23 protein-coding genes and 1 riboswitch are annotated in these 22,218 nt (G+C 27.3%); of the genes, 16 read left to right on the top strand and 7 right to left on the bottom strand.

From position 1 onward, the window contains the following. Positions 1 to 140 precede the first annotated feature (140 nt). Positions 141 to 962, bottom strand: coding sequence for a tetratricopeptide repeat protein (locus H8S10_RS05520; RefSeq protein ID WP_186838176.1), 822 nt, complete (start codon positions 960 to 962; stop codon positions 141 to 143). A gap of 289 nt (positions 963 to 1,251) precedes the next feature. On the opposite strand from H8S10_RS05520, the gene H8S10_RS05515 reads away from it, so the two are divergent. The 4 genes from H8S10_RS05515 (at position 1,252) to H8S10_RS05500 (ending at position 5,437) form a co-directional block, all read left to right on the top strand. Next, positions 1,252 to 2,169, top strand: a complete 918-nt coding sequence (locus H8S10_RS05515) for an aldo/keto reductase (RefSeq protein ID WP_055264655.1) — start codon at positions 1,252 to 1,254, stop codon at positions 2,167 to 2,169. 338 nt (positions 2,170 to 2,507) lie between these two features. Beyond that, positions 2,508 to 3,230: a LytTR family DNA-binding domain-containing protein gene (locus H8S10_RS05510; protein WP_055264656.1), complete on the top strand. Its 723-nt coding sequence runs from the start codon at positions 2,508 to 2,510 to the stop codon at positions 3,228 to 3,230. A 23-nt stretch (positions 3,231 to 3,253) separates the two neighbouring features. Further along, positions 3,254 to 4,579 (top strand): sensor histidine kinase, encoded by a 1,326-nt coding sequence (locus tag H8S10_RS05505; RefSeq protein WP_186838175.1) that lies wholly within the window; start codon positions 3,254 to 3,256, stop codon positions 4,577 to 4,579. A gap of 51 nt (positions 4,580 to 4,630) precedes the next feature. Continuing rightward, positions 4,631 to 5,437 carry an EAL domain-containing protein gene (locus tag H8S10_RS05500; RefSeq protein WP_186838174.1) on the top strand — a complete coding sequence of 269 codons (807 nt, stop codon included), beginning with the start codon at positions 4,631 to 4,633 and terminating at the stop codon, positions 5,435 to 5,437. A 120-nt stretch (positions 5,438 to 5,557) separates the two neighbouring features. Here H8S10_RS05500 and H8S10_RS05495 read toward each other — a convergent pair whose 3' ends face one another. The 3 genes from H8S10_RS05495 to H8S10_RS05485 form a co-directional block, all read right to left on the bottom strand. Next, complete coding sequence (locus H8S10_RS05495) at positions 5,558 to 6,352, bottom strand: SDR family oxidoreductase (RefSeq protein WP_186838173.1); 795 nt, start codon at positions 6,350 to 6,352, stop codon at positions 5,558 to 5,560. Between the two features lie 140 nt (positions 6,353 to 6,492). After that, entirely contained in the window at positions 6,493 to 7,335 is an 843-nt protein-coding gene (locus H8S10_RS05490) for a patatin family protein (protein WP_186838172.1), read from the bottom strand. Positions 7,336 to 7,539: 204 nt separating this feature from the next. Next, entirely contained in the window at positions 7,540 to 8,283 is a 744-nt protein-coding gene (locus H8S10_RS05485; RefSeq protein ID WP_186838171.1) for a polysaccharide deacetylase family protein, read from the bottom strand. 248 nt (positions 8,284 to 8,531) lie between these two features. On the opposite strand from H8S10_RS05485, the gene H8S10_RS05480 reads away from it, so the two are divergent. From H8S10_RS05480 to H8S10_RS05470, 3 genes are all read left to right on the top strand, one after another. After that, positions 8,532 to 8,768 carry a TIGR04540 family protein gene (locus H8S10_RS05480; protein WP_055264661.1) on the top strand — a complete coding sequence of 79 codons (237 nt, stop codon included), beginning with the start codon at positions 8,532 to 8,534 and terminating at the stop codon, positions 8,766 to 8,768. Positions 8,769 to 8,886: 118 nt separating this feature from the next. After that, the gene (locus H8S10_RS05475; RefSeq protein ID WP_186838170.1) at positions 8,887 to 10,050 is read left to right on the top strand and encodes an AI-2E family transporter; all 1,164 of its coding nucleotides are present in this window, start codon (positions 8,887 to 8,889) and stop codon (positions 10,048 to 10,050) included. An 89-nt stretch (positions 10,051 to 10,139) separates the two neighbouring features. Continuing rightward, positions 10,140 to 10,745 carry an ATP-dependent Clp protease proteolytic subunit gene (locus H8S10_RS05470; protein ID WP_055264663.1) on the top strand — a complete coding sequence of 202 codons (606 nt, stop codon included), beginning with the start codon at positions 10,140 to 10,142 and terminating at the stop codon, positions 10,743 to 10,745. A 59-nt stretch (positions 10,746 to 10,804) separates the two neighbouring features. On the opposite strand, the gene H8S10_RS05465 is transcribed toward H8S10_RS05470, so the two are convergent. Further along, a complete protein-coding gene (locus H8S10_RS05465; protein WP_055264664.1) occupies positions 10,805 to 11,368 on the bottom strand; it encodes a hypothetical protein in 564 nt (187 codons plus the stop codon). 153 nt (positions 11,369 to 11,521) lie between these two features. Here H8S10_RS05465 and H8S10_RS05460 point away from each other — a divergent pair, with 153 nt between their 5' ends. From H8S10_RS05460 to H8S10_RS05440, 5 genes are all read left to right on the top strand, one after another. Next, on the top strand, positions 11,522 to 11,971 hold the full coding sequence (locus tag H8S10_RS05460; RefSeq protein WP_055264665.1) for a hydrogenase maturation protease: 450 nt from the start codon (positions 11,522 to 11,524) through the stop codon (positions 11,969 to 11,971). Positions 11,972 to 12,247: 276 nt separating this feature from the next. Next, entirely contained in the window at positions 12,248 to 12,925 is a 678-nt protein-coding gene (locus H8S10_RS05455) for an MgtC/SapB family protein (RefSeq protein WP_186838169.1), read from the top strand. 413 nt (positions 12,926 to 13,338) lie between these two features. Next, positions 13,339 to 13,506 carry a hypothetical protein gene (locus H8S10_RS05450; RefSeq protein WP_156334256.1) on the top strand — a complete coding sequence of 56 codons (168 nt, stop codon included), beginning with the start codon at positions 13,339 to 13,341 and terminating at the stop codon, positions 13,504 to 13,506. A gap of 318 nt (positions 13,507 to 13,824) precedes the next feature. Beyond that, positions 13,825 to 14,904: a ribosome small subunit-dependent GTPase A gene (gene rsgA / locus H8S10_RS05445; RefSeq protein WP_243175834.1), complete on the top strand. Its 1,080-nt coding sequence runs from the start codon at positions 13,825 to 13,827 to the stop codon at positions 14,902 to 14,904. Positions 14,905 to 15,088: 184 nt separating this feature from the next. Beyond that, positions 15,089 to 15,979 (top strand): glycerophosphodiester phosphodiesterase family protein, encoded by an 891-nt coding sequence (locus H8S10_RS05440; protein ID WP_186838168.1) that lies wholly within the window; start codon positions 15,089 to 15,091, stop codon positions 15,977 to 15,979. A 154-nt stretch (positions 15,980 to 16,133) separates the two neighbouring features. Here H8S10_RS05440 and H8S10_RS05435 read toward each other — a convergent pair whose 3' ends face one another. Beyond that, positions 16,134 to 16,697, bottom strand: coding sequence for an NUDIX hydrolase (locus tag H8S10_RS05435; protein WP_186838167.1), 564 nt, complete (start codon positions 16,695 to 16,697; stop codon positions 16,134 to 16,136). A 168-nt stretch (positions 16,698 to 16,865) separates the two neighbouring features. Then, positions 16,866 to 18,767 carry a glutamine synthetase gene (locus H8S10_RS05430; protein ID WP_186838166.1) on the bottom strand — a complete coding sequence of 634 codons (1,902 nt, stop codon included), beginning with the start codon at positions 18,765 to 18,767 and terminating at the stop codon, positions 16,866 to 16,868. Between the two features lie 362 nt (positions 18,768 to 19,129). Here H8S10_RS05430 and H8S10_RS05425 point away from each other — a divergent pair, with 362 nt between their 5' ends. The 4 genes from H8S10_RS05425 to tenA all read left to right on the top strand — a co-directional run bounded on the left by H8S10_RS05425 (position 19,130) and on the right by tenA (position 22,215). Further along, positions 19,130 to 19,609, top strand: coding sequence for an NUDIX hydrolase (locus H8S10_RS05425; RefSeq protein ID WP_186838165.1), 480 nt, complete (start codon positions 19,130 to 19,132; stop codon positions 19,607 to 19,609). A 91-nt stretch (positions 19,610 to 19,700) separates the two neighbouring features. Continuing rightward, a riboswitch (TPP riboswitch) is annotated at positions 19,701 to 19,800 on the top strand. Positions 19,801 to 19,933: 133 nt separating this feature from the next. Then, on the top strand, positions 19,934 to 20,731 hold the full coding sequence (thiD, locus tag H8S10_RS05420) for a bifunctional hydroxymethylpyrimidine kinase/phosphomethylpyrimidine kinase (protein ID WP_186838164.1): 798 nt from the start codon (positions 19,934 to 19,936) through the stop codon (positions 20,729 to 20,731). Between the two features lie 13 nt (positions 20,732 to 20,744). Next, positions 20,745 to 21,557 (top strand): hydroxyethylthiazole kinase, encoded by an 813-nt coding sequence (gene thiM, locus H8S10_RS05415; protein WP_186838163.1) that lies wholly within the window; start codon positions 20,745 to 20,747, stop codon positions 21,555 to 21,557. Between the two features lies 1 nt (position 21,558). Beyond that, positions 21,559 to 22,215: a thiaminase II gene (gene tenA / locus H8S10_RS05410; RefSeq protein ID WP_186838162.1), complete on the top strand. Its 657-nt coding sequence runs from the start codon at positions 21,559 to 21,561 to the stop codon at positions 22,213 to 22,215. The last annotated feature ends 3 nt before the right edge of the window (positions 22,216 to 22,218 follow it).

The raw sequence follows: 22,218 nt of genomic DNA, 5'->3' as shown, positions 1-22,218 counted from the left end.
AATGCAAATCCTATTTGTTGCATAGGAATCACATTTTTTGTGAAGTTTTTCATATTATTACTATGCGCAAAAAAGGAAGTTCAAATTCGAACTTCCTTTTCTTTATCGGCAAATATCAAATTTTTTTTGATACAGCCCCTTTATATATTTGGTGTTAATTCATATAAAACTTTCTCTGCAGAATCTTTTGAAACAGTTGTTAGCAATGAATCATTAGTATCTAATGCTTTTTCTAATAATTCAATAGCTTTTTCACTTTCACCTTTTTGTTTAAGTATTAATGCGTAGAAGTAGTAAGGTTCAATAAATAAAATATTTTCTTCTAATAATGAGGCAAAAGTTTCTTCAGCAACTTCAGTATTTCCAAGCTTAAAGTTAGCTTCACCAAAATTTGATTTTAATATATTATTGCTGTCATCATACTCTAGGCCTTCTTTTAGTAATTCAAGAGATTCCTCAACACGGCCAGCTATAAGTAATAAAGACGTTAAAGTCTCGTAAATATAAGAACTTTTTTCTTTTGATAATAAATCTTTAAGCTTATTAATAGCAACTTCAAGATTACCAGTTTTCCAGAGTATTAAAGCTTTAGATACATTTAAATTAAGCATTTCATGGTCTTTGAATTTTCTTTCTGCTAAAAGTTTATCTAAAACTTCTTTAGCTCTATCAGGATTCCCATGTTTTAGCTCGATTAAGATGTAGCCTCTAATAATTCCTGCATTTGCATACTTAGAAGAACCAGCTTTTTTATATTCCTCAATTGCTGTAGCGTAATCCTTAGCTGTATAAGCTCTATTACCTTTTATAACATTAATAAGGTATTTTTGCTTTAAAATATTAAATAGTATTATTGCAGTAATTAATACTATTCCAACAGCTTTGCTTACAGTCATAATAAAAAAAGAAATAATTATTAAAATAATACTTATCGATGGAATTTTATTTTTTTCTTTACTCATAAATTTTCTCCGTTCACCTAATTAAATTTATATTACTTATTATGTAAAATATTATATAACGAAAGAGAATAAAAGTTAAGGTTAATAGATTAAATTTAATTTATATTAACAATTAATATTTGACTATGAAAATGTTTAGATGATAGGATAGAAGTAGTACTATAGAAATGATGTAAAAATATCATGTCAGGAAATGATAAAATGTTTGACTAGGATAAATGTGAAACACTTGTAGTACGTAAGAAAGAGTTAATAAAAAATAGGGAGTAGAAAGTGAGAGGAAAATATTATGAAAAATATAATTTTAGGTACAACTGATATTAAAGCTTCTAGCATAGGCTTAGGATGTATGAGAATTGCAGATATGGAAAAGGAAGATGTAAATAAGTTAATTAATATAGCGTTAGAGGAAGGGATTAATTTCTTTGATCATGCAGATATTTATGGCAAAGGAAGATCAGAGGAGATTTTTTCAGAAGCTATAGGGATGAATTCAAGCTTAAGAGAAAAAATGATAATTCAAAGTAAGTGTTCAATAAGACCAGGATTTTACGATTACTCAAAAGAACATATAATAAGTTCTGTTGATGGAATATTAAAGAGATTAAAGACAGATTATCTTGATATATTATTATTACACCGTCCAGATACTTTGATGGAACCTGAAGAAGTTTCAGAAGCATTTGAAGAATTATTTAAAGCAGGAAAGGTAAGAGAGTTTGGTGTAAGCAATCATAATCCAATGCAGATTGAGCTTTTAAATAAGTATTTGAAAAATAAGATAATGATAAATCAATTACAATTTAGCTTAATGCATACTGGAATAATAGATTCCGGAATAAACGTAAATATGAAGGTAGAGCCTTCAATAGATAGAGATGGAAGTATATTAGAATATTGCAGACTTAAGGATATAACTATTCAGGCTTGGTCTCCATTCCAATATGGATTCTTTGAAGGTGTATTCTTAAATAATGATAAGTTCCCAGAGTTAAATGCAAAGATAAATGAAATTGCAGAAAAGAAAAATGTAACTAATTCAGCTATAGCTACTGCTTGGATATTAAGACATCCAGCAAAAATACAAACAATAGTTGGTACTACTAATACTGAACGTTTAAGAGATATATGTAAAGCCTCAGAAGTTGAATTAACAAGACAAGAATGGTATGAATTATACAGAGCAGCAGGTAATCAACTGCCATAATATTAAGATTAAATTTGAAATAGAAATTTTACATTAATAGATAGCGACTTGCTATCTATTTTTTTTGTAATAAGAGCTCTTGAGTATTTTTATTGCTGAGATGGAAAAACTAATATAATGACTGTGCAAATTTAATGAATTTATTTTGTTAGATTTATAATATGAATAAAAATTTGCGAATAAAAATAATTATTACACGAAGAAAATAGATTAATTTATTTAAGATACTTTATCATAGATTAAGCGAAAATGTAAAAAAACATAAATTTATGACGGATGTATTTTAAATTAATATCAATGATATAGAAAAATTTTATTTTTAACTGAAGGGGTCTGGTATGATAAAATTTGCAATTTGTGAAGATGAAATAATTCAGGCAGAGATTAATCAAGATTATATAAAAAGATGGGCAGATAAGAATAATATTGAATATAAAATAGATATATTTGAATCTGCAGAAAAATTTCTATTTAGTTGGCAATATGAAGAGGTATACGATGTTATCATTCTAGATATTCGAATGAAAAGTATGTCTGGTATGGAGTTAGCTAGAAATATAAGATTAAAGGATAGTGATGTAATAATTATTTTTATTAGTGGAATAGATGATTATGTGTTTGATGGATATAACGTAGCAGCATTTAACTATCTACTAAAACCAATTAATGATGAGAAAATTTTTAATGTTTTAGATAGAGTAAAAGAAAAATTAGAAAAAGATAAAAATGCTAAACAATTTTTACTTTTATCAAAAGGTAAAAATATATTTAAGATAGACTATGATGATATATTCTATATTATCGCTTTTGATCATTACATTGATATTCATAGTAAGAATGAAATATATACTTTTAATAGGAAAATTAGTCAATTAGAGGAGCTATTGCCTAAAGAAAATTTTGTTAGATGTCATAGGTCTTATATTGTAAATATTAAGTATGTTAAAAATATAAACAAGAACAGCTTGCTATTAGAGGATGATATTAAAATTCCTATAAGTAAAACAAGAATGGATAATACATATAATACCTTTATTAATTACTTTGCAAAAACTGAGTGATTGGTTTTAAAGGAGAAATTGCAATGACGTTTAATAGTAATTATGCTTCGGATTTATTCAAATTATTAATTTATTCAATCGTAATGAATTGGTTTTTAGGAAGAAAATTAGAGTTTAAGAAAAAAATTAGTAAAATAAACATAATTATAGGAACTTTAATAGTTATTATACTAACTACAGTTCTAATGTCAGTATGGCTAGAAAAATATAACACAATAATGGTCACTGAACTGATTACTTTAGTACCAAGTATTATTTATTTGTTTATTTATAAAAAAGGCTCAATTTGGGAAAAGTTATACTTAGTATCTACATATATAATCTTAATAGCAACTATGAATATATTATTTTTTTATATATATTTAACAGTGAAAGGTATACCTACTACATTAGCGATAAATATAGATTTTGTTAAAAAATATATCGTAACTGCAAAAATTATTATATATCTTATTAGTTTAATCATTTTCTCTAGAATATTTAAATATATAAAGCTTAAGGACAATAGTGTGTTACCTGTAATAACAATAAGTAATATTATTATGGCTAGCGCGGATAACATATTAATGAACAGATTTATCTATGTTGGGAAAAGTATAGGGAATGAAAGTGCTTTTGTAGCAATAGCAATATTAATTTCTCATTTTTTATTAATAAGAATTTTAAATTTATCTTACGAAAAATCTAAAAAGCTAATTATTACTGAATGCAACTTGAATAAGCTTGAAGCTGATAGTAAATATAACAAAGAAATTAGAACAATATATAACGAAATGACTCAATGGAAGCATGATTGGCAGAATCATATAAATGTAGCTATGTATATGTTAAAAGAAAAAAGATACGAGGAAGCAGGCAAATACTTAGGTGAAATATCAAATAGTATTAATTATGATAGAAAATACAAGAGCTTTATAACAACTAATAATAATGTTTTAAATGCAATAATTAATTCTAAAATAATTGTTGCAGTTGATAAAAATATAGATGTAAAAATAAGTGTTAACATAACAGAGACTATACATATAGATGATATAGATTTATGTGGATTATTAGGTAATCTTTTAGATAATGCTATTGAAGCTTGTGAGAGAACTAAATCAAATAGGTTTATAAATATAAAAATTATTACTGTAAAAAAAAATTTAATAATATTAATTAAAAATTCTATGAGTGGAAATATAGAGTTAATAGATAACGAATATTTTAGTAGTAAAAGAAAAGGATTGTTAGGCAGAGGTATTGCACAGATAAATAAAATTGTTGATGAATATAATGGTGTAGTTACTAGGAAGCATGATAATTATATATTTGAAACAAAGATAGTAATGGAAAATACTGAAAATTAAAACTATTTAGCAATGTAAGTAGTAATCATAATATTTGAAGGTGGCGATTTAATGAATAATTTAAGTGAAATTAAAATTGTACAAATTATTAAGACTGCTATAAGAAATAATAGTTTTACGTTTGTATATCAGCCAATTTATAATATAGAAACAGGAATAATGGAAAAGATAGAATTATTAATAAGATTAAAAGATAATAAATTTGGAATAATACAGCCCAATATATTTATTCCAATAGCAGAAGAGTATAATTTATTATATAGGATTAGTGATATAGTCTTTGAAGAAGCGTGTAAAGCTGTGAAAATGTTGACTGATGATAATATTAACTTTGGGAAAGTATGCATTAATGTATCTTTACTGCACTTAAAAAGATGTAACTTTGTAAAAAATACAAAGGAGATATTAGATAAATATAATATTTCACCTAATAGGATATGTATAGAGGTTATAGAAAACTCAAATGTTAAAGATTTAGAAGAATCAAAGAAAGTATTAAATGAATTATCTAAGATAGGAATAGAAATAGCTATTGACGACTTTGGAAGAGAATATTCAAATATAGATAGAATAATTGAATTTAATGCAGATTGTGTAAAAGTTGATAGATGTATAACATCACAATTAGAGGATAGCAGCAGAGCGAGAGTTATTCTTAAACATATATTGAATTTATCAAAAGAACTAAATATTAGTATAGTAGTAGAAGGCGTAGAAAATAAAAGCCAGTTAGATATGTTAAAAGAATATGGGTATAAGCTTATACAAGGATTTTATTTAAGTGAACCGGTTGAACTTGAATATTTAAAGAATAGAGATATGACTAGTTTAAATTTAGACAAATCAAATATAGTATAGAAAAGTATAAAAAATTTAAAAACTCGTTACATAGTAGTTTCTAATAAAAATAGAAATGCTAAGTAATGAGTTTTTTATATTAGTATTAAGCACTAGTTAAAGTACTCTTTAATAATTAAATTATTGCTCTACCATTTTTCGTCCAACAAAATCAGCATATTGAGGAGTTCCTAAATGATATCCCCCTGAAACTTCCATTATATGACCTGTAACATATGATGACATATCACTTGCAAAGAATAATACAGCATTAGCCATATCTTCAGGAGTTCCCATTCTGTTTAAAGGAACATGTGATAAGAATGATTTTCTAAAGTCTTCAGGCATATTGTCTATGGCAGCATCTGTAGCCGTTAATCCAGGTAATACAGCATTACATCTTATATTATTTCTTGCGTATTGCATAGCTATTTGTTGAGTTATATTGTTTACAGCAGCTTTAGATACACCATAACCTATTCTGGAAATATCAGGAACACTTCCTCCAATAGAAGATATATTAACAATACTTCCACCACCATTATTAATCATATGAGGTACTACTAATTTAGATATTCTATAAACACTTCCTAGATTACTTTCGATTATTTCAAAGAAGGCATCCTCATCACCATTAACAAGATCGAAATCTTTTTCAGGTCTTCCAGTTCCAAAGTTATTTACTAATATATCAATTTTACCTTCTTTTTCGATAACGGTTTGAACCATTTCTTTATAGCTTTCAACTTTATAAGCATCAAAGAATACAGGAATCATTTTAAGATTAGGGTATTTATCTACAATCTCTTGAGTTGCTTCTAATCTTCTTACTCCCATATAAACTGTAGCACCATTTTCAGCTAGTTTTAAAGCACTTGCAAAACCTATACCTCTCGTTGCAGAAGTAACTAAAGCTACTTTATCATTTAAATTCATATTAATACATCCTTTCATTAATTAAGTTTTCTTATGTTTATTTAATTATAGATAAATAAAATATTTTTGTCTTTAGTTAAATTTATAATTTAAATTAGAAATGTGTAGTAATGGAGGTAAATATATTTTGTTGATAAAACCTACGTGAATAATGCTTTGATTTTATCTAGATTTTCAATAGCCATATTATAACCATGGTTATAAGCAGCGCGAAGTTTAGTTGTATCTTTTTCAAAGCTATCTATTGCACCTTCAGCAGTGGGTCTTATTATTATAGCTTTTCCTTGATGTTCTAATTCTTCACAGAATCTAACTGTTTCATTATATAAATCATGTCTAGTCAGTAGAATATGTTCAAGATTAGGATATTTTTTACGCAACATTCGTGCAACTATTCTATTATTTTTACTAAGCTTCTTAATATATCCTTTTGGTCTTGTAAGAATAATTAGATGTTTCTCATTACCATCTTCAATAGCTTTTTTAATAGGAATAGGGTCACAGAGACCGCCATCATAATATTCATTATCATTAATTTTTATTACAGGAAAGAATATTGGAATAGCACAAGTGGCTCTAAGCATTTGAGCTGTATTATCAAGTTCTTTACCATCTAAATATTCCGCTTTACCTGTTTTAGCATTAGTAACTCCTACTAGGACTTTACCTTCATAACTTTTGTATGTATCCATATCAAAAATATTAAGTTTATTAGGAACTTCGTCAAAGGTGAAATCTAATCCAAATATACTTTTGCATTTAAAAAAGTTACTTACTCCAAAATACCTTTTATCATTACGATAATTTTCTATTACTTCTAAATTTCTTCCTTTTTGTTTGGAGATATAAGAAACACCATTAGTAATTCCAGCAGAAACACCAATGCAATAAGGAAACATAATATCGTTATCTAAAAGAGCATCCATAACTCCAGCACTAAAAATTGGTCTAAAGGTACCACCCTCTAAAACTAAACTAGGCATAAGAATCTCCTTTCATATTAAATCTTAATAGAAATTATAGACTAAGAAAGTCTAAATTTCAATATTTAGCCAAAGATATAAATTATTTGATAATAATAGGATATAGTTAAATTTATTAAGAAAGCTTTCTGAGGTGTTTTTTGAAAAAAGTGATTGTGGGAGCTTTAGACGAGATTTAAAAAAGTGCGAAGGAGGCTTCGCACTTTATTTTAGGGTATCGAATTCATAACCATTATCTTTAAAAATTTTAATAATTTCAGGCAACGCTTGAACTGTAGTTTTTTTAGTTAGACAATCATGCATAAGCACTATTGCGGGATTTTTGAAATTTCCTTCCTTATCTTTCATTTCTTTTAAAATGTTATTGCAAATAGTACCTACAGGAACGCTACTCGCATGAGAGTCACCTGAATCAACATTCCAATCATAGCAGTGAAAACCTTCTTGTTCTAATTTAATAATTATATTTTTGTTAAAGTCTTTTCCATGAGCATTTCTAACTAATGTGTTTTTAGAACCGCCTGGAAATCTGAAGATTTTACATTCAGAACCAGTTAATGATTTTATAAATTCTTGTTGTTTATTAAAACTTTTCATAAAAGCTTCTTCAGAAGTATATATTTTATTAAATTCATGATCAGCAGTATGATTACCTAAAGCGTGACCTTCATCATAAATCCTTTTAACTATTTTATTATGACTAGGTATATAAGGTGATATTATAAAAAATGTAGCTTTAACATCATTTTCCTTTAATATGTCTAATATTTTAGTTGTATTTTCACTAGGACCATCATCAAAAGTTAAATATACAATTTTTTTGGTGGAATCTTTTGTAATATCTGGGGGATTGTCCATAGATGCAGAAGCAAAAATAGATGCAGTAAAAAATAGTGATATAGCTAATAATGTTATTTTTAAAATATATTTTCTAGTTAAATTGTTCAAAATGATTACCTCCAAACATATTGATATAATAGTATTTTTATCATAACTGTTTTAATTATTCGCTTAAGTTTAGTTAACTAAATAAAAGAGTTAGAAACTTTTAAAGGAAATTCAATACTCACCTAGGTTCGTAGGAGTAAATTCAGATAACTAAATCAAAGATTTAGAGCTTCACTTACTATACATAATAAAATTATTGATATATAATATAGATGAAAAATTAAGATAAGAATTAACAAGGAGTTATTATGAGAAAAGTTTATAGAAATCCTAGAGAATTAGCTACATGTTTAAAGGATATAGTTGATGTATATTTAGAGGATCTTATGACATATGAAACTATGGAAAGCAAGATACTTGCAATAGTTGAAGCTAATAGAGATAGAGTATATAAAGAAAAAAATATGAATGTTAATATATCTAAATATTTAGGTGATGAAAGAGTAGAGATTATAGATAAAATAGTTAAAAATGATATGAAATAGTAGAGCTGATATATCAGCTCTTATTTTTTTATTAAGTAACTTAATTTTTTGTAAATATTAATGTAATTATAGAATATCATGCTATAATTAAAGAAAAGTACTAAAATCGGGGGTTAAAATGAAAGTAGAATGGAATAAAAGATATACGACTATAGCAATATATTCTTTTGCTGTTATAGCCTGTAGCATACTTCTATACATGATTATGTCTAATATAGACGAGTTTTCAAGTAAGGTTGATGGGATGATAGTAACGCTTAGACCGTTTATAATAGGTGGGGCTATTGCTTACTTACTAAACTTTATGTTAAAGTTTTATGAAAATCTCTTATCTAAATGGGATAAATTTAATAAGCAGTCAAAAAAGGTTAAAAGATCAGTTGGATTAATACTTACATATTTATCTGCAATGATTATGGTATACTTATTTTTACAATTTGTATTGCCGCAATTAGTTGATAGTATATTAGGATTGGCAAATAGTATTCCTCAATATGTAAAAGATCTTAGCAATTTTACTAATGATTTACTAAGTAAAGTAGACTTAGAGCCACAGTTTATAGAGTTATTAATGAAGCAGTGGAATGACTTAATAAATGCTATAATTGCGTTTATAACTAACATGGTGCCTGTTATAGGAAATATGCTATTAGGACTTAGCTCAAGTTTATTCTCAATATTCATTGGAGTTATCGTATCTATCTATATGCTAATTGATAAAGAAAAACTTTTGGCTTTATCTAGAAAAATAATTTTTGCATTTTCTCCAAATGAAAGAGCTAAATTTATTTTAAGAATCGCTAGAATAAGTAATGATACTTTTGGTAAATTTCTTGTAGGGAAAATTATAGATTCTCTTATAATAGGAGTATTAACTTTCTGTATTTTATCTATATGTAAAATGCCGTATACATTACTGATATCAGTAATTATAGGGATAACTAATATAATACCATTTTTCGGACCGTTTTTTGGAGCGATACCATCAGTAATTATAGTATTATTTGTGTCACCAACTAAAGCTTTATGGCTTATACTTATAGTATTTATAATTCAACAAATTGATGGAAATATTATAGGACCAAAGATACTTGGAGACTCAATAGGAATATCAGCATTTTGGATACTATTCTCACTTTTAATATTCTCAAAATTATTAGGTTTTGTAGGAATGATAGTAGGAGTACCAATATTTGCAGTAGTATATTCGCTAATTAAAGAAACTGTAGAATTAAGATTGAAGAGTAAGGGATTACCAACTTCTACTGATGAGTACAAATAATTAATTAAATATGGTAAAATTTAATTGTATTTAAAATTTATAAAAGTATATAATGTATTTATATACTTTTTTTCTATAAGGAGGATTTTATGAGAATTTATGGGTGTGATTCTGAAAAAGATGAAAAAAACGAAAAAACAAAGGAAACTCCTAATGTAGTTATGGAGAAATTACTAAAATCTAGAACTATAATTATTTCAGGAGAGATAAATCAAGCTTTAGCTGAAAGAGTTATTGCACAATTATTAATTCTCGAAGAAATGGGAGATGAACCAATTAAGATATTCATAAATAGTCAAGGTGGTCATGTTGAAGCAGGTGATACAATACATGATATGATAAAGTTTGTAAAGCCAAAGGTTATAATAATAGGAACAGGATGGGTAGCAAGTGCTGGTATAACAATTTATCTTGCTGCTGATAAAGAAAATAGATATTCTCTTCCAAATACTAGATATATGATCCACCAACCATTAGGAGGATTTAATGGGCAGGCTACAGATATAGGAATAGAAGCAGAAGAAATATTAAGAATGCGTAAAAGAATTAATACAATAATTAGTGAAGCTACTGGTCAAAGTTTAGAAAAGGTTGAAAGAGATACAGATAGAAACTATTGGCTAAGTGCTAATGATGCTATTAATTATGGAATAGTTAATAAGATAATAACTGAAAGTTCTGAATTAGCTAACTAGCAAAAAATAAGTCGTAAACAATTGGAGTTACGACTTATTTTTATTATTGAGTAAATAAGTTAGCCGTATCTTGATACTTTATTAAACTTAGCTGTATATTCATATGCATCAATCCAGTAAGAGAGTAAATCAGGTTTATAGGATGTTAGATCCTCTAAAAATTTATCAAATAGGTGAAGCTTAAGAAATATTTTAACTATATCTTTTGGGTAGGGTGTGTTTTTGGAAAAAGATTTTCTAGGATCAATAACCATTAGTTCTTCTTTTTCATTTATAAAAATATGTGCATTTCTAATATTTAATCTTTTAAATTTAAGTATTTTTAAATCTTCTATGAAATCAATAATTTCTGTAGAAACTTTATAAGATAAGCCATGGACTGATAGATACTCGTAAAGATTTTCTCCACCGACATAATCTCTAATTATTAATGTACTTACTTGAAGGATTACATTAGGAAAAAATCTACTGTTTTTAGCACAGTTAAGTATAAAAGCTTCTTTATCAGCTGCTTTTTTACTTTTAAAGCTTTTAAGTACATAGCCTTCAGGACTTAAGTATACGGAACCTTCAGCACCACTTCCAAGAAGTTTACAACTTTCTAATTCAATATATATTCGCATATCATCACTTTAAATAATACTATATATAATAGTATATTAATCTAACTTAGAATTTGACAATAATTAATGAGATAATTATTGATTTATCTGTGTCATAAAATACTTTCTAAAATCATTAATAATATTAAGGGAATATTATTAGGGGGAGTAGTTATGATTAAGGTTTTTGGTTTGGGAGATGTACATCTTTGTGATGAAGGAATAGGAATTAGAGTGGCAGAAGTTCTAAAGGAGAAGATAGAAGCTTTAGGAGATAATATAGAAGTAATCATTGGAGAAACAGATTTATCATATTGTATAAGTAAAATAGAAGATAATGATGAGGTTATAATAATAGATTCAACATATTTCATGACCAGGCCAGGCACAATAACTATTAAAAAATTAGATGAATGTGATGAGTATATAACTTATGATAATTTGCCACAGGAGGAAAGTTTATTAAGTCTAGTAAGAGAGAAAAAAAGAGATGTTTTAGGATATTTTATAGGAATAGAAATATCTAGTATAGATGCTTCAGAAAAAATATCTAAAATCTTAACTAAAAAGTTTAAAGATATATGTGATAGGGTTTATGATGAAATAGTAAAAATAGTGGCTTAATCGATAAGATTAGGCTATTATTTTTTATAAAATTAGCATCTAAATATTACGGAAAATGTAAAATTTATTATAATATTTCAATATTTAAATGAAGTAAAGATAACTACCTAATATTTAATATGAATATTTGTTAAGTAAAATAGTAAATTGAAAAGTGTCAGTGTATTTTATAGAATATTAAGTAACAATAATATATTAAAGGTAATATAAATATAGTAGATATAAAATATGTTAGGAATACTAAAGGTGTATTATGTAATAGAAAGTTGGTGAGCAATGAATGAGTTAATAAGTGAATTAGGAATAGTAGATACCTTTTTTAAATTGTTATTAGCATTAATATGTGGAGGAATTCTTGGAATAGATAGGGGAAGAAAAAATAGGCCTGCAGGATTTCGAACTTATATGCTTGTATGCGTAGCATCAGCTATTGTTATGATTACAAATGAATATATAACAACAAAATATGGTGGAGATCCATCAAGAATGGGTGCACAAGTTATTAGTGGAATTGGTTTTTTAGGTGCTGGTACAATAATAGTTACAGGTAGAAATAGAGTTAAAGGACTTACTACAGCAGCTGGATTATGGGCATCTGCTTGTATCGGGTTAACTATAGGAATAGGTTATTATTCAGGAGCTATAGTTGGGTGCTTAATGATTTTTGTTGCTATGGAACTTTTACATGGATTAGAAAAGAATTTAATGTATAAAACAAAGGAGATAACTTTGTATGTTGAATTTTCATCTATTACTGATATTGGAAAGTTTATAAAGTCTATTAAAATTAATGGTCTTAAGGTAAGTGATATGGAACTCATAAAGTCAAACAATATAAATGAACCGATTGTAGGTGGTATATTTACGATAACATCTCCAAAGATGACATCATATGATCATGTTATTGAAATATTAAGAAAATCAGAAGGTATATGTACGATTGAAGAAGTGTAGAGCGTATATCGAATATAAAGAGTTATGTAAAAGTAATAGACAATTTTAGGAAAAGTAATATAATAATAATATAAGTAAGTTAAATTATAGAAAGGTATTAAGCTGATGAGAATGTAATGTATTTTCGATTTATATGACAACTAAATTTAAAAATAGGCCGAATAGTAAAAAATTATTTTTACTGAGGTTTTATTTGTGTTGTTTAAAGTTGAGAGATATATTACTGTTAAATTGATATACCTTTAATTAAAGTTTATCTGAATGTCAGATATAAATTTAGCTATTTTAATTAACTCATTAATAGAAGGTAGTGGGTTTTATTTAACTATGCTTTTGTATAGTTTGATTAGTTATATTAAAAAAGGTTATTAAGTAAGTGATTATCTCTCCAAAAAAGAAGGAGGGATTTTTTTATGATTTTAATTAAAGTTGATAAGTTAAAAGAAGAAAGATTAATTATAGTAAGAAATAAAATAGCAGAGATTATTTCATTAATATCTATAGAAAGTAATAGTGAAAAAAAGAGTATGTATGAAAAACAATATGAAGAATTATTAAAGGAACTTAAAGTATTATCATAGTTAGCAAAAATAGTTTAGTATTCAAAAGATATATGTTAAATAATTGATAAAATATATTTTATTGGATATATAAATGGTGTATAATCATAGTGGCTATGATAGATAGTATTTTTTGAGAAAGTAACGTAGTTACACATTTATTTAGTAGAGAGTAAGCTCGATAATAAAAAAGGAGTGATGTTTTATGATGAATAAAAGAACTTATTTAGATAGTGTATTAAATGGTGAAGCTGGTATTAAATAACCTTACGCATATGTAAAACTTAATACCTCCTCACATAGGATTTTTATTTGTATTTATGTAGGAGGAAAAGAAAATTGAATAAAATAAATTTATATAATATAGGATTAACAGAAAGATTTAAGCAAGAAGCTACTATGTATGAGAACTTATATTTAGCAAGAGTATCAGTTCAGCATAAGGATAAGTATAAAGTAATTACCGAAGAAGGAGAAGTATGGGCTGAAGTTTCAGGAAGGTTTAAATATGAAGCTTTAGGTACAGAAAATTTTCCAGCTGTTGGCGATTGGGTAATGGTTGATAGATTAAATGATTTAACTGGCAATGCTATAATTCATAAGGTGTTAAGAAGAAAGAGCGCATTTGAAAGAAAGGTTGCAGGTTTTAGAAGAGATGTACAGGTGGTAGCAGCTAATATAGATACTGTTTTTATATGTATGGCTCTTAATAATGATTTTAATATTCGTAGACTAGAAAGATATATTTCAGTAGCTTGGGATAGTATGGCTACTCCTGTAATTGTATTAACTAAGTCAGACCTTTGCGATGATATATTAGAGAAGCAATTAGAAGTTGAATCAGTTGCCATAGGTATAGAAGTTATTGTAACAAGCTCAATGAGTGGAGAAGGTTATGAATTAATAAAGCGATATATAGGAAGAGATAAAACAGTAGCATTTATAGGAGCATCAGGAGTAGGAAAATCAACTCTTATTAATAAATTAATGGGAGAAGAACTTCTTGAAACTGGAGGAATAAGCAATTATGATAAAGGAAGACATACTACTACATTTAGGCAGCTTTTAATTTTACCAGATGGTGGAGTAGTTATAGATACTCCAGGAATGAGGGAACTACAATTGATTACAGCAGATTTAGATAAATCATTTGCTGATATTGATAGTTTAGCAAGAGATTGTAAATTTTCAGACTGTAAGCATGAAAGTGAACCAGGATGTGCAGTAAGAAAAGCTATAGAAAATGGTGAGCTTGATGAAGAAAGATTACAAAGCTATAAAAAAATTAATAAAGAACTTAAATATCAAGAGCTAAATTCAAAATCTTTAGAAAAAGAAAAAATCAATAATATGTTTGGTAGCATATCAAAGATGAAAAAAGCAAGAAGAGAAGTTAAAGCAAAGAACAAACGAAGATAAGTGTATTTTAAAATAGAGTGATTTTATATCACTCTATTTTTTATTTGTTTTTATAAAGATTTGTTAAGAATTTCTTTATATTATATGAAATTAAATTATCAATAAAGGTTTTGTATGATTCTATAATTATTTGAGCATTATAATATTTAATTAATAAATACTAATAAAATTTTGGGAGAAAATAATGAGGTACATAATAAAATTATTATTAATTATAACAATAGTAATTATGATAAATATTACTTTAGAATCTATGGCTGATTTAGATATGAGCAGATGTGTAAATGTAGAGTATAAAGAAAATGAGAACATAAAAGGAAATGAAAAACAGCTATTATTAAATAAGTATTTTGAAAAAGAAGTTGATTTAGATACTATAAGCAGAAATAGTTCTTATAGAATAATAGCTCATAGGGGATACTCAAATATAGCTCCAGAAAATACTATACCTGCTTATAAAATGGCAGGTGAATATGGATTCTATGGAGCAGAAGCTGATGTATATGAGACAAAAGATGGTTACTATATATTAATGCATGATGAAACTGTTGATAGAACTACAACAGGTACAGGGTTAGTATCAGAGTTGACATTAGCTCAGATAAAAGAACTAACAGTTGATTTTGGAGCTAATATATCAGAATATCCAATGTTAAGGGTTCCGACATTAGAGGAATTTTTTATTGTATGTAATGAATATAATATGATACCTGTTATAGAGATTAAAAGTATTAGTAATCCGCGTACATTTATTGATTTAATAAAGAAATATGGATTAGAAGATAAATGTATTATTATATCATTTAATAGAAAGTTATTAGAAAATATAAGAAGCATAAATAAAAAGATTAATATACAAGCTATATTAGATATAACGATAGATAACATTAATTACTGTAAAAAAAATAATTTTGATATTGACACATCATATAAAGCTTTAAGAAGACAATTAGTTAGTTATGCACATTCAAAGGGGGTAAAAGTTAACACGTGGACTATTGATGATATTAAAACAAAATCAAAGGTAATAAAATATGGTGTTGATTTTATTACTACAGATTTGTTCATTAACTAAAGAAAGGTGATAGATAATTAATTAAAATTAAATTTATAGTAATAAGAGTAATTGTTATTTATGTAATTCTTTTTTGATATTTAATTATATATTAGTGAAACATTTTATAAAATAATAGATAAGGGGGGGAAGTGTTCCTCCTTATCTATATTTATTATTTTAAAGATTTTATCTTTTTATTAAGCTTATTATAAATATTGTTAATTATATATTCTTCAGTACAGAAATCTGAAAGTTTATCTATTGGTAACCATTTAACTCCTTCAGTTTCTTCTTCGTTAACTACCAATTCTTCATTTTCATCAGCTTCTAGAAGGTAAGTAACATTAAGATGAAGGTGACTTGATACATAAGAGCCTCTTTTAATATGTCCATTAACAGTTATTACATCTAAAGAAAAAATATCATTAATAACTGGAACTACATTTTTAATACCGGTTTCCTCTTTAGCTTCCTTTATAGCAACATAAAGTAAATCACTATCACCATCAGCGTGCCCGCCAGTCCAAGCCCATGAATTATATATTTTATGATAAATCATAAGGACTTTATCTCTATTTTTGTTTATAACATAACCAGAGATAGTTATATGCATTACTACATTTTCTCTAGTTAGTAAGTTGTTAAAATTAGAAATAGCTCCTAAAATAAGTTCTTTATCTTTAGCTTCTTGTTCGTTGTATGGAACATACTTTTTTATATCCTCAATCCAACTCATTATAAAAACCTCCCTATAAATAATTTAAGAGTTATAAATTATTTATTTAAATTATAGTGTAAAAAACAACCTACAGCAATAATGTACTGTAGGTATAAATCAAGTGTTTTGTAAAGCAGTAGTTATTTATCTTTGATAAAGTTAAACTATTCTATTAACATAAAACTATTAAATATCTAAAAGATTTTTCTTATAGTTAGAGTAAAGATTTCTTAAAAGGCTCATCTTTTCATCTAATTCTAGAGAAAGGTCTGATGCAACTTGAAGATTATTTGTAGCAAGTGCAGTTTTAATTCTTGTAAATAAACTTTTTGTTGTATAAGTATCTTTCATTATATAATGTCTTAAATCATTTATTTTCATCCAGTTAGAAACATCTAAGTCAAGAGCTCTATCTAAAGAATGTAGGCACTTACACGCTCTAACTTCATCCATGTATCTGTTTATAGTTCTATTTCCAATTTCAGTCATCCATCTTTCAGTCATAGCTATTCTAAAGCTGTTTATAAGCTTATCGTTCATAACATCATTTCTTTTTAAGATGTTTAACTTTTCTGGATATAAATCTAAAGCAGAAATATTTTCAATAACTGTTCTTGGTGGATTACCAAAGAATTTAACTATTTCTTCGTCAGAGAAATGTTCAAATACATCTTCTTCAGTTCTATAAGCTCTATCTTTTTCTAAGTAGTCAGCTTCATCACCAGCATTTTTTGATAATTCAGCTAATAATTCATCTTGAGTTTTATTATTATTAACTGCATAAAGTATACCATCAAGCATAGCCATATAAGAAACAGCCATAGTTATATAAGTATTTGAGTGTGGATTTGGTGAACGAAGCTCAAATCTTGTTGCAAGTGGGTTTGCTAAATCTCTTATTAATCCAATAAGTATAGTTCTATTTCTTGATGGATTATCAGGGCTTAAACCTAATGAAGTAACTATACATACTGGTGCTTCAAAGCCTGGTTTTAATCTCTTAAATGAAGTATTAGTTGAAGATATAAATGGATTCATAACTTCATAATTCTTAAGAACTCCCATTAAAGCACCATATCCTATAATAGATAAGAAGTGATTTTCATAAGTGTGGAATAGGTTAACTCTTTTGCCACTCTTAAGCTTTAAGCTTACTCCTAAGTGAGTGTGCATACCAGATCCAGCAACACCTTCAAGTGGTTTAGCAGAAAAAGTAACTTCTAATCCGTTTCTTCTAAATGTCTCTTGTATTAATATTCTTATGAATAATTCGTTATCGGCAGCTTGTACAGCATCAGAAAATTTCCAGTCTATTTCAAGTTGTTCCATTATATGATTAAAGTTACCAGAAGCATCAAGTTTTGCTTTAACTCCACCAACTTCTTTATGACCCATTTCAGGTTCAAAACCATATTTATCCATTAAAAGTAAGCATTCTTCCATAGCAGTACGAACAGCACCTTTAGTTCTTGTCCAATATTGTTCATGAAGAGCTTGAGATGTATGTAATTCTTCAATTTCAGCTATGTTGTTTGGAGTCTTAACCCAGAATTCTAATTCAGTAGCAGAAGTTATAACAATATCTTCGATATCATCTTTTGAGATTTTATAACTAGTTAATATTTCAGGAGTAGAATTAAAGATAGTCCATAAATTTTCTTTAAAAGTAGTAATTGCTGATTTTAGGATATTTCTTGAATCAACAGCAACGTCATTGTGTAATAAGAAGCAAGGAATTCTTAAAGTTCCTACAGGTTTATTTGAGATTGGATCAATAAAATCATAGTTATAATCAACAAACCAATTACAGTTTAAATCGGCAACCATATCTACCTTTGCGTTGTTTAAAGTTGCTATACCAGGAAGTACAACTGAAGAACCATCAGTTTGAACAGCTACTCCATTTAAAAAAGTATTAATATCTTCTAAGAAAAGACTTACAGGAATTTTTTCATCAGTATCATTTCCAGAAAGATCTACTCCTACAAGTGATACAAATTTTATTTGTGGATTAAGATTTAAGATATTTTTTAAATCTTCAACAGAGTGTTTAGTTTTAGGTATTGTATAAAGTAAATCTTTAATCATAATATTATTATTCAATAAACATTCGTAAAACTGAAATATTATTGAAAAATCTTCACATCCTTTCGATAATAAGTCGTATAAAATAAATAAAAACAAATTTATTATTCGTAAAATTGTATAATGAAATTTTATTATAAGTAAATAATACTGTCAATGAAAAATGTAATTTTTTGATTAAATAGTAAATTATTAAATATTATGAGTTATTATATTGATAATTATTAAAGTATGAAGTAATAAATGAAGAAAGTATAGGAGTAAATAAAAATCGCGTTTCTAATCTAAAGCTATACTAATATATGTTTATATAAATAAATGGTATAATATGGATGGTGATAAAGGGATAGAAAGGAGAGAAAGAGATGGAATTTCCGATGCATATTGTAGCTGCAGGGGCTTTGGTTACTAATGAGAGAGGAGAAGTTTTACTTGTAAAGAATCCTTATAGAGGATGGGAGTTTCCGGGGGGACAAATTGAAAATGGAGAAGATTTAATAGAAGGTGTTACTAGAGAGGTTTTTGAGGAATCAGGAATTATTATTAAGGTAGATAATCTTGTAGGGGTATATTCTAATACTAAATCGTATCTAGGGTGGGATAATGAGACAATAGTGCCTACTAAAGTTATTTTTGACTTTTTAGCAACTGCAGAAGGTGGAGCTTTAAAGTGTAGCGAAGAGAGTATTGAAGTAGGTTGGTTTGAAAAAGAAAAGGTTTTAAATATGATAACTGAACCGTGGTTACTTGATAGAGCTGAAGATATGTTAAAGTTTAATGGACAAATAGTTTATAGGGTATATTCAAGTAGACCATATGAAATATTTAGAGAAACGAAGCTTTAGATAAAAATGATATGAATATTTCAGAAAAATATTTAGAAAAGTGGATTGACAGTATATTACAAGGTATGTAATATAGATTATAAAGTAAATAGAAAATTGCTAGGGGTGCCTTTTGGCTGAGAGATAGCTTGCTATTAACCCTTGTACCTGATCTGGATAATACCAGCGGAGGAAAGCATCGTAATGTATTTAAATAACTAATAGTATTTTTATATATAAGCATAGCCATATTCTGTTGGAATATGGCTATTTTTTTATACAAAAAACTTATTATGGTATCAGGGAAGTTTGATATTTACAATATTAAAACTAGGAGGAACAAAAATGAGAAATTACAAAATACCTACACTAACTATTGCAGGTTCAGATTCATCAGGAGGTGCAGGTGTACAAGCTGATTTAAAGACATTTAGTGCAATAGGGACTTATGGAATGAGCGTTATAACAGCAATAACTGCTCAAAATACACAAGGAGTATTTCTTGTGGAGGATTTAAGTGAAGAGGTTATAAGAAAGCAGATAGAAGTTGTGTTTGAAGATATTGAGCCAGCTGCTGTAAAAATAGGAATGGTATCTAGTCCAGTGATAATCTCTTCTATAGTAGAAACTTTAAAGAGGTATAATCCGAAATATTTAGTAGTTGACCCAGTTATGATATCTAAGAGTGGATATTATTTACTTAAACCAGAGGCTAAAAAGAGCTTAATAGAAGAGCTTATTCCAATGGCATATATAATAACACCAAATACCCTTGAGGCTGAAGAAATATCTGGGATGAATATAGAAACAGTAGATGATATGAAAGAAGTAGGAGAAAAAATATTAGAACTAGGACCTAAGTATGTTCTTATGAAAGGTGGACACTTAGAAGGAGATGCTGTTGATGTACTAATAGGTAAAGACACTTTTGAAATTTTTAAGCAAGAGAGATTAGATAGAAAAAATACTCATGGTACAGGTTGTACTTTATCATCGGCAATAACATCTCACTTAGCCTTAGGATATGACATAAAAGAAGCTGTTAGATTAAGCAAGGAGTATATAACTGAAGCAATAAGACACAGCTTTGATATAGGCAAAGGAGTAGGGCCAGTAAATCATTTTTATAAATTTGAGAATTAGTGAGGAATAGGCAATGTATGAATTAATTAATAAAGTAAAAGAAGTAAATCCGTTAGTATTACACTACACAAATGAAGTAACTATAAATGATTGTGCAAATATAACTTTAGCAATAGGGGCAAGTCCGTTAATGAGTTATTCGGATGAAGAGGTAGAAGAGATAGTAAGTATTGCAAGTGCTGTAGTAATAAATATTGGAACAATGAATTCAACTAGATTAGATTTGTTTATAAAGGCTGGAAAGGCTGCTAATAAATATAATAAGCCAGTAGTTTTAGATCCAGTAGGAGTGTTTGCTACAAAAACACGAACAGATTTTACAAATAATCTTTTAAATGAAATAAAGTTTGATGTAGTTAAAGGGAATATCGCTGAAATTAAATCTATTGGTGGACTTGATGTAAGAGGGCAAGGGGTAGATTCTTTTGATGACGGCGAGGATATCTCAGAGGTTATAAAAAAGGTTGCTAAAAAATTAGATACTATTGTTGTTGCAACAGGCAAGGTTGATTTTATAAGCGATGGATATAGAGTTATAAAAATAAATAATGGTACTACAAAGCTTAAAAGTATTACAGGTACTGGCTGTATGACAGGAAGCTTAATAGGTAGTTACTTAGGTACATTTGATACTTTAATGAAATTAGGACAAGTACTTAAAGATAAGAAAGTTGAAGCTGTAGCTATGGGGGTACTTACTATGGGATTAAGTGGAGAACTTGCGGACGTAAACAACATAGCTATAGGAAGTTTCAAGGAAAAATTAATGAATAATGTATATGAACTAAATGTAGATAAACTAAAGGAATTTGGGAGAGTTGAATAATATGAAGTTTACAGATGAATTATTTGAAGAAGTTAAGGAGCTATGGGATAGGTATTTAGAGCATCCTTTTGTAAAAGGAATTGGAGAAGGAACCTTGGATAAAGAGAAATTTAAAAGGTATCTTATACAAGATTATTTATATTTAAAGGATTATGCAAAAGTTTTTGCTCTTGGATTAGTTAAAGCAAAGACTATGAAAGAAATGAAGTTTTATAGTGATTCAATTAGAGGTACTTTAGAAGATGAAACACAAGTGCACACTAACTACTTAAGATATTTCGGATTAAGTGATGAAGCAGTAGAAAAGTATAGATGTGAACTTACAACAGCAAGCTATACAAGTTATATGTTAGCTATTGCATCTAAAGGAGGTTCAAAGGAGATAGCTATGACTATAATGCCCTGTACTTGGAGCTATTATTATATAGGAAAAAACCTTTATGATAGATATAAAGATACATTAGAAGATAATTTCTATAAGCCGTGGATTGAAGAATATTCATCTGAAGAATTTAAAGGATGTGCTGATGCATGGATAAATTATATTGATTATTTATGTGAAAATATATCTGAAAGTGAGAAGGAAGATTTAAAGGATATATTTATAAAATCAAGCCTTTATGAGATGGAATTTTGGAATATGGCTTATGAAGGATAATTT

This window comes from Clostridium sp. NSJ-49 (genome assembly GCF_014287725.1).
Lineage (GTDB): Bacteria > Bacillota > Clostridia > Clostridiales > Clostridiaceae > Clostridium > Clostridium disporicum_B.
This window is presented reverse-complemented; position numbering and strand designations above follow the sequence as displayed.

Coding starts and splice junctions, on each gene's coding strand:
- H8S10_RS05440 (WP_186838168.1), top strand. CDS start 15,089: ATGAGGTACATAATAAAATTATTATTAATTATAACAATAGTAATTATG.
- H8S10_RS05510 (WP_055264656.1), top strand. CDS start 2,508: ATGATAAAATTTGCAATTTGTGAAGATGAAATAATTCAGGCAGAGATT.
- H8S10_RS05520 (WP_186838176.1), bottom strand. CDS start 962: ATGAGTAAAGAAAAAAATAAAATTCCATCGATAAGTATTATTTTAATA.
- H8S10_RS05450 (WP_156334256.1), top strand. CDS start 13,339: ATGATTTTAATTAAAGTTGATAAGTTAAAAGAAGAAAGATTAATTATA.
- thiM (WP_186838163.1), top strand. CDS start 20,745: ATGTATGAATTAATTAATAAAGTAAAAGAAGTAAATCCGTTAGTATTA.
- tenA (WP_186838162.1), top strand. CDS start 21,559: ATGAAGTTTACAGATGAATTATTTGAAGAAGTTAAGGAGCTATGGGAT.
- thiD (WP_186838164.1), top strand. CDS start 19,934: ATGAGAAATTACAAAATACCTACACTAACTATTGCAGGTTCAGATTCA.
- H8S10_RS05500 (WP_186838174.1), top strand. CDS start 4,631: ATGAATAATTTAAGTGAAATTAAAATTGTACAAATTATTAAGACTGCT.
- H8S10_RS05470 (WP_055264663.1), top strand. CDS start 10,140: ATGAGAATTTATGGGTGTGATTCTGAAAAAGATGAAAAAAACGAAAAA.
- H8S10_RS05480 (WP_055264661.1), top strand. CDS start 8,532: ATGAGAAAAGTTTATAGAAATCCTAGAGAATTAGCTACATGTTTAAAG.
- H8S10_RS05465 (WP_055264664.1), bottom strand. CDS start 11,368: ATGCGAATATATATTGAATTAGAAAGTTGTAAACTTCTTGGAAGTGGT.
- H8S10_RS05495 (WP_186838173.1), bottom strand. CDS start 6,352: ATGAATTTAAATGATAAAGTAGCTTTAGTTACTTCTGCAACGAGAGGT.
- H8S10_RS05515 (WP_055264655.1), top strand. CDS start 1,252: ATGAAAAATATAATTTTAGGTACAACTGATATTAAAGCTTCTAGCATA.
- H8S10_RS05475 (WP_186838170.1), top strand. CDS start 8,887: ATGAAAGTAGAATGGAATAAAAGATATACGACTATAGCAATATATTCT.
- H8S10_RS05435 (WP_186838167.1), bottom strand. CDS start 16,697: ATGAGTTGGATTGAGGATATAAAAAAGTATGTTCCATACAACGAACAA.
- H8S10_RS05460 (WP_055264665.1), top strand. CDS start 11,522: ATGATTAAGGTTTTTGGTTTGGGAGATGTACATCTTTGTGATGAAGGA.
- H8S10_RS05430 (WP_186838166.1), bottom strand. CDS start 18,767: ATGATTAAAGATTTACTTTATACAATACCTAAAACTAAACACTCTGTT.
- H8S10_RS05455 (WP_186838169.1), top strand. CDS start 12,248: ATGAATGAGTTAATAAGTGAATTAGGAATAGTAGATACCTTTTTTAAA.
- H8S10_RS05425 (WP_186838165.1), top strand. CDS start 19,130: ATGGAATTTCCGATGCATATTGTAGCTGCAGGGGCTTTGGTTACTAAT.
- H8S10_RS05490 (WP_186838172.1), bottom strand. CDS start 7,335: ATGCCTAGTTTAGTTTTAGAGGGTGGTACCTTTAGACCAATTTTTAGT.
- H8S10_RS05505 (WP_186838175.1), top strand. CDS start 3,254: ATGACGTTTAATAGTAATTATGCTTCGGATTTATTCAAATTATTAATT.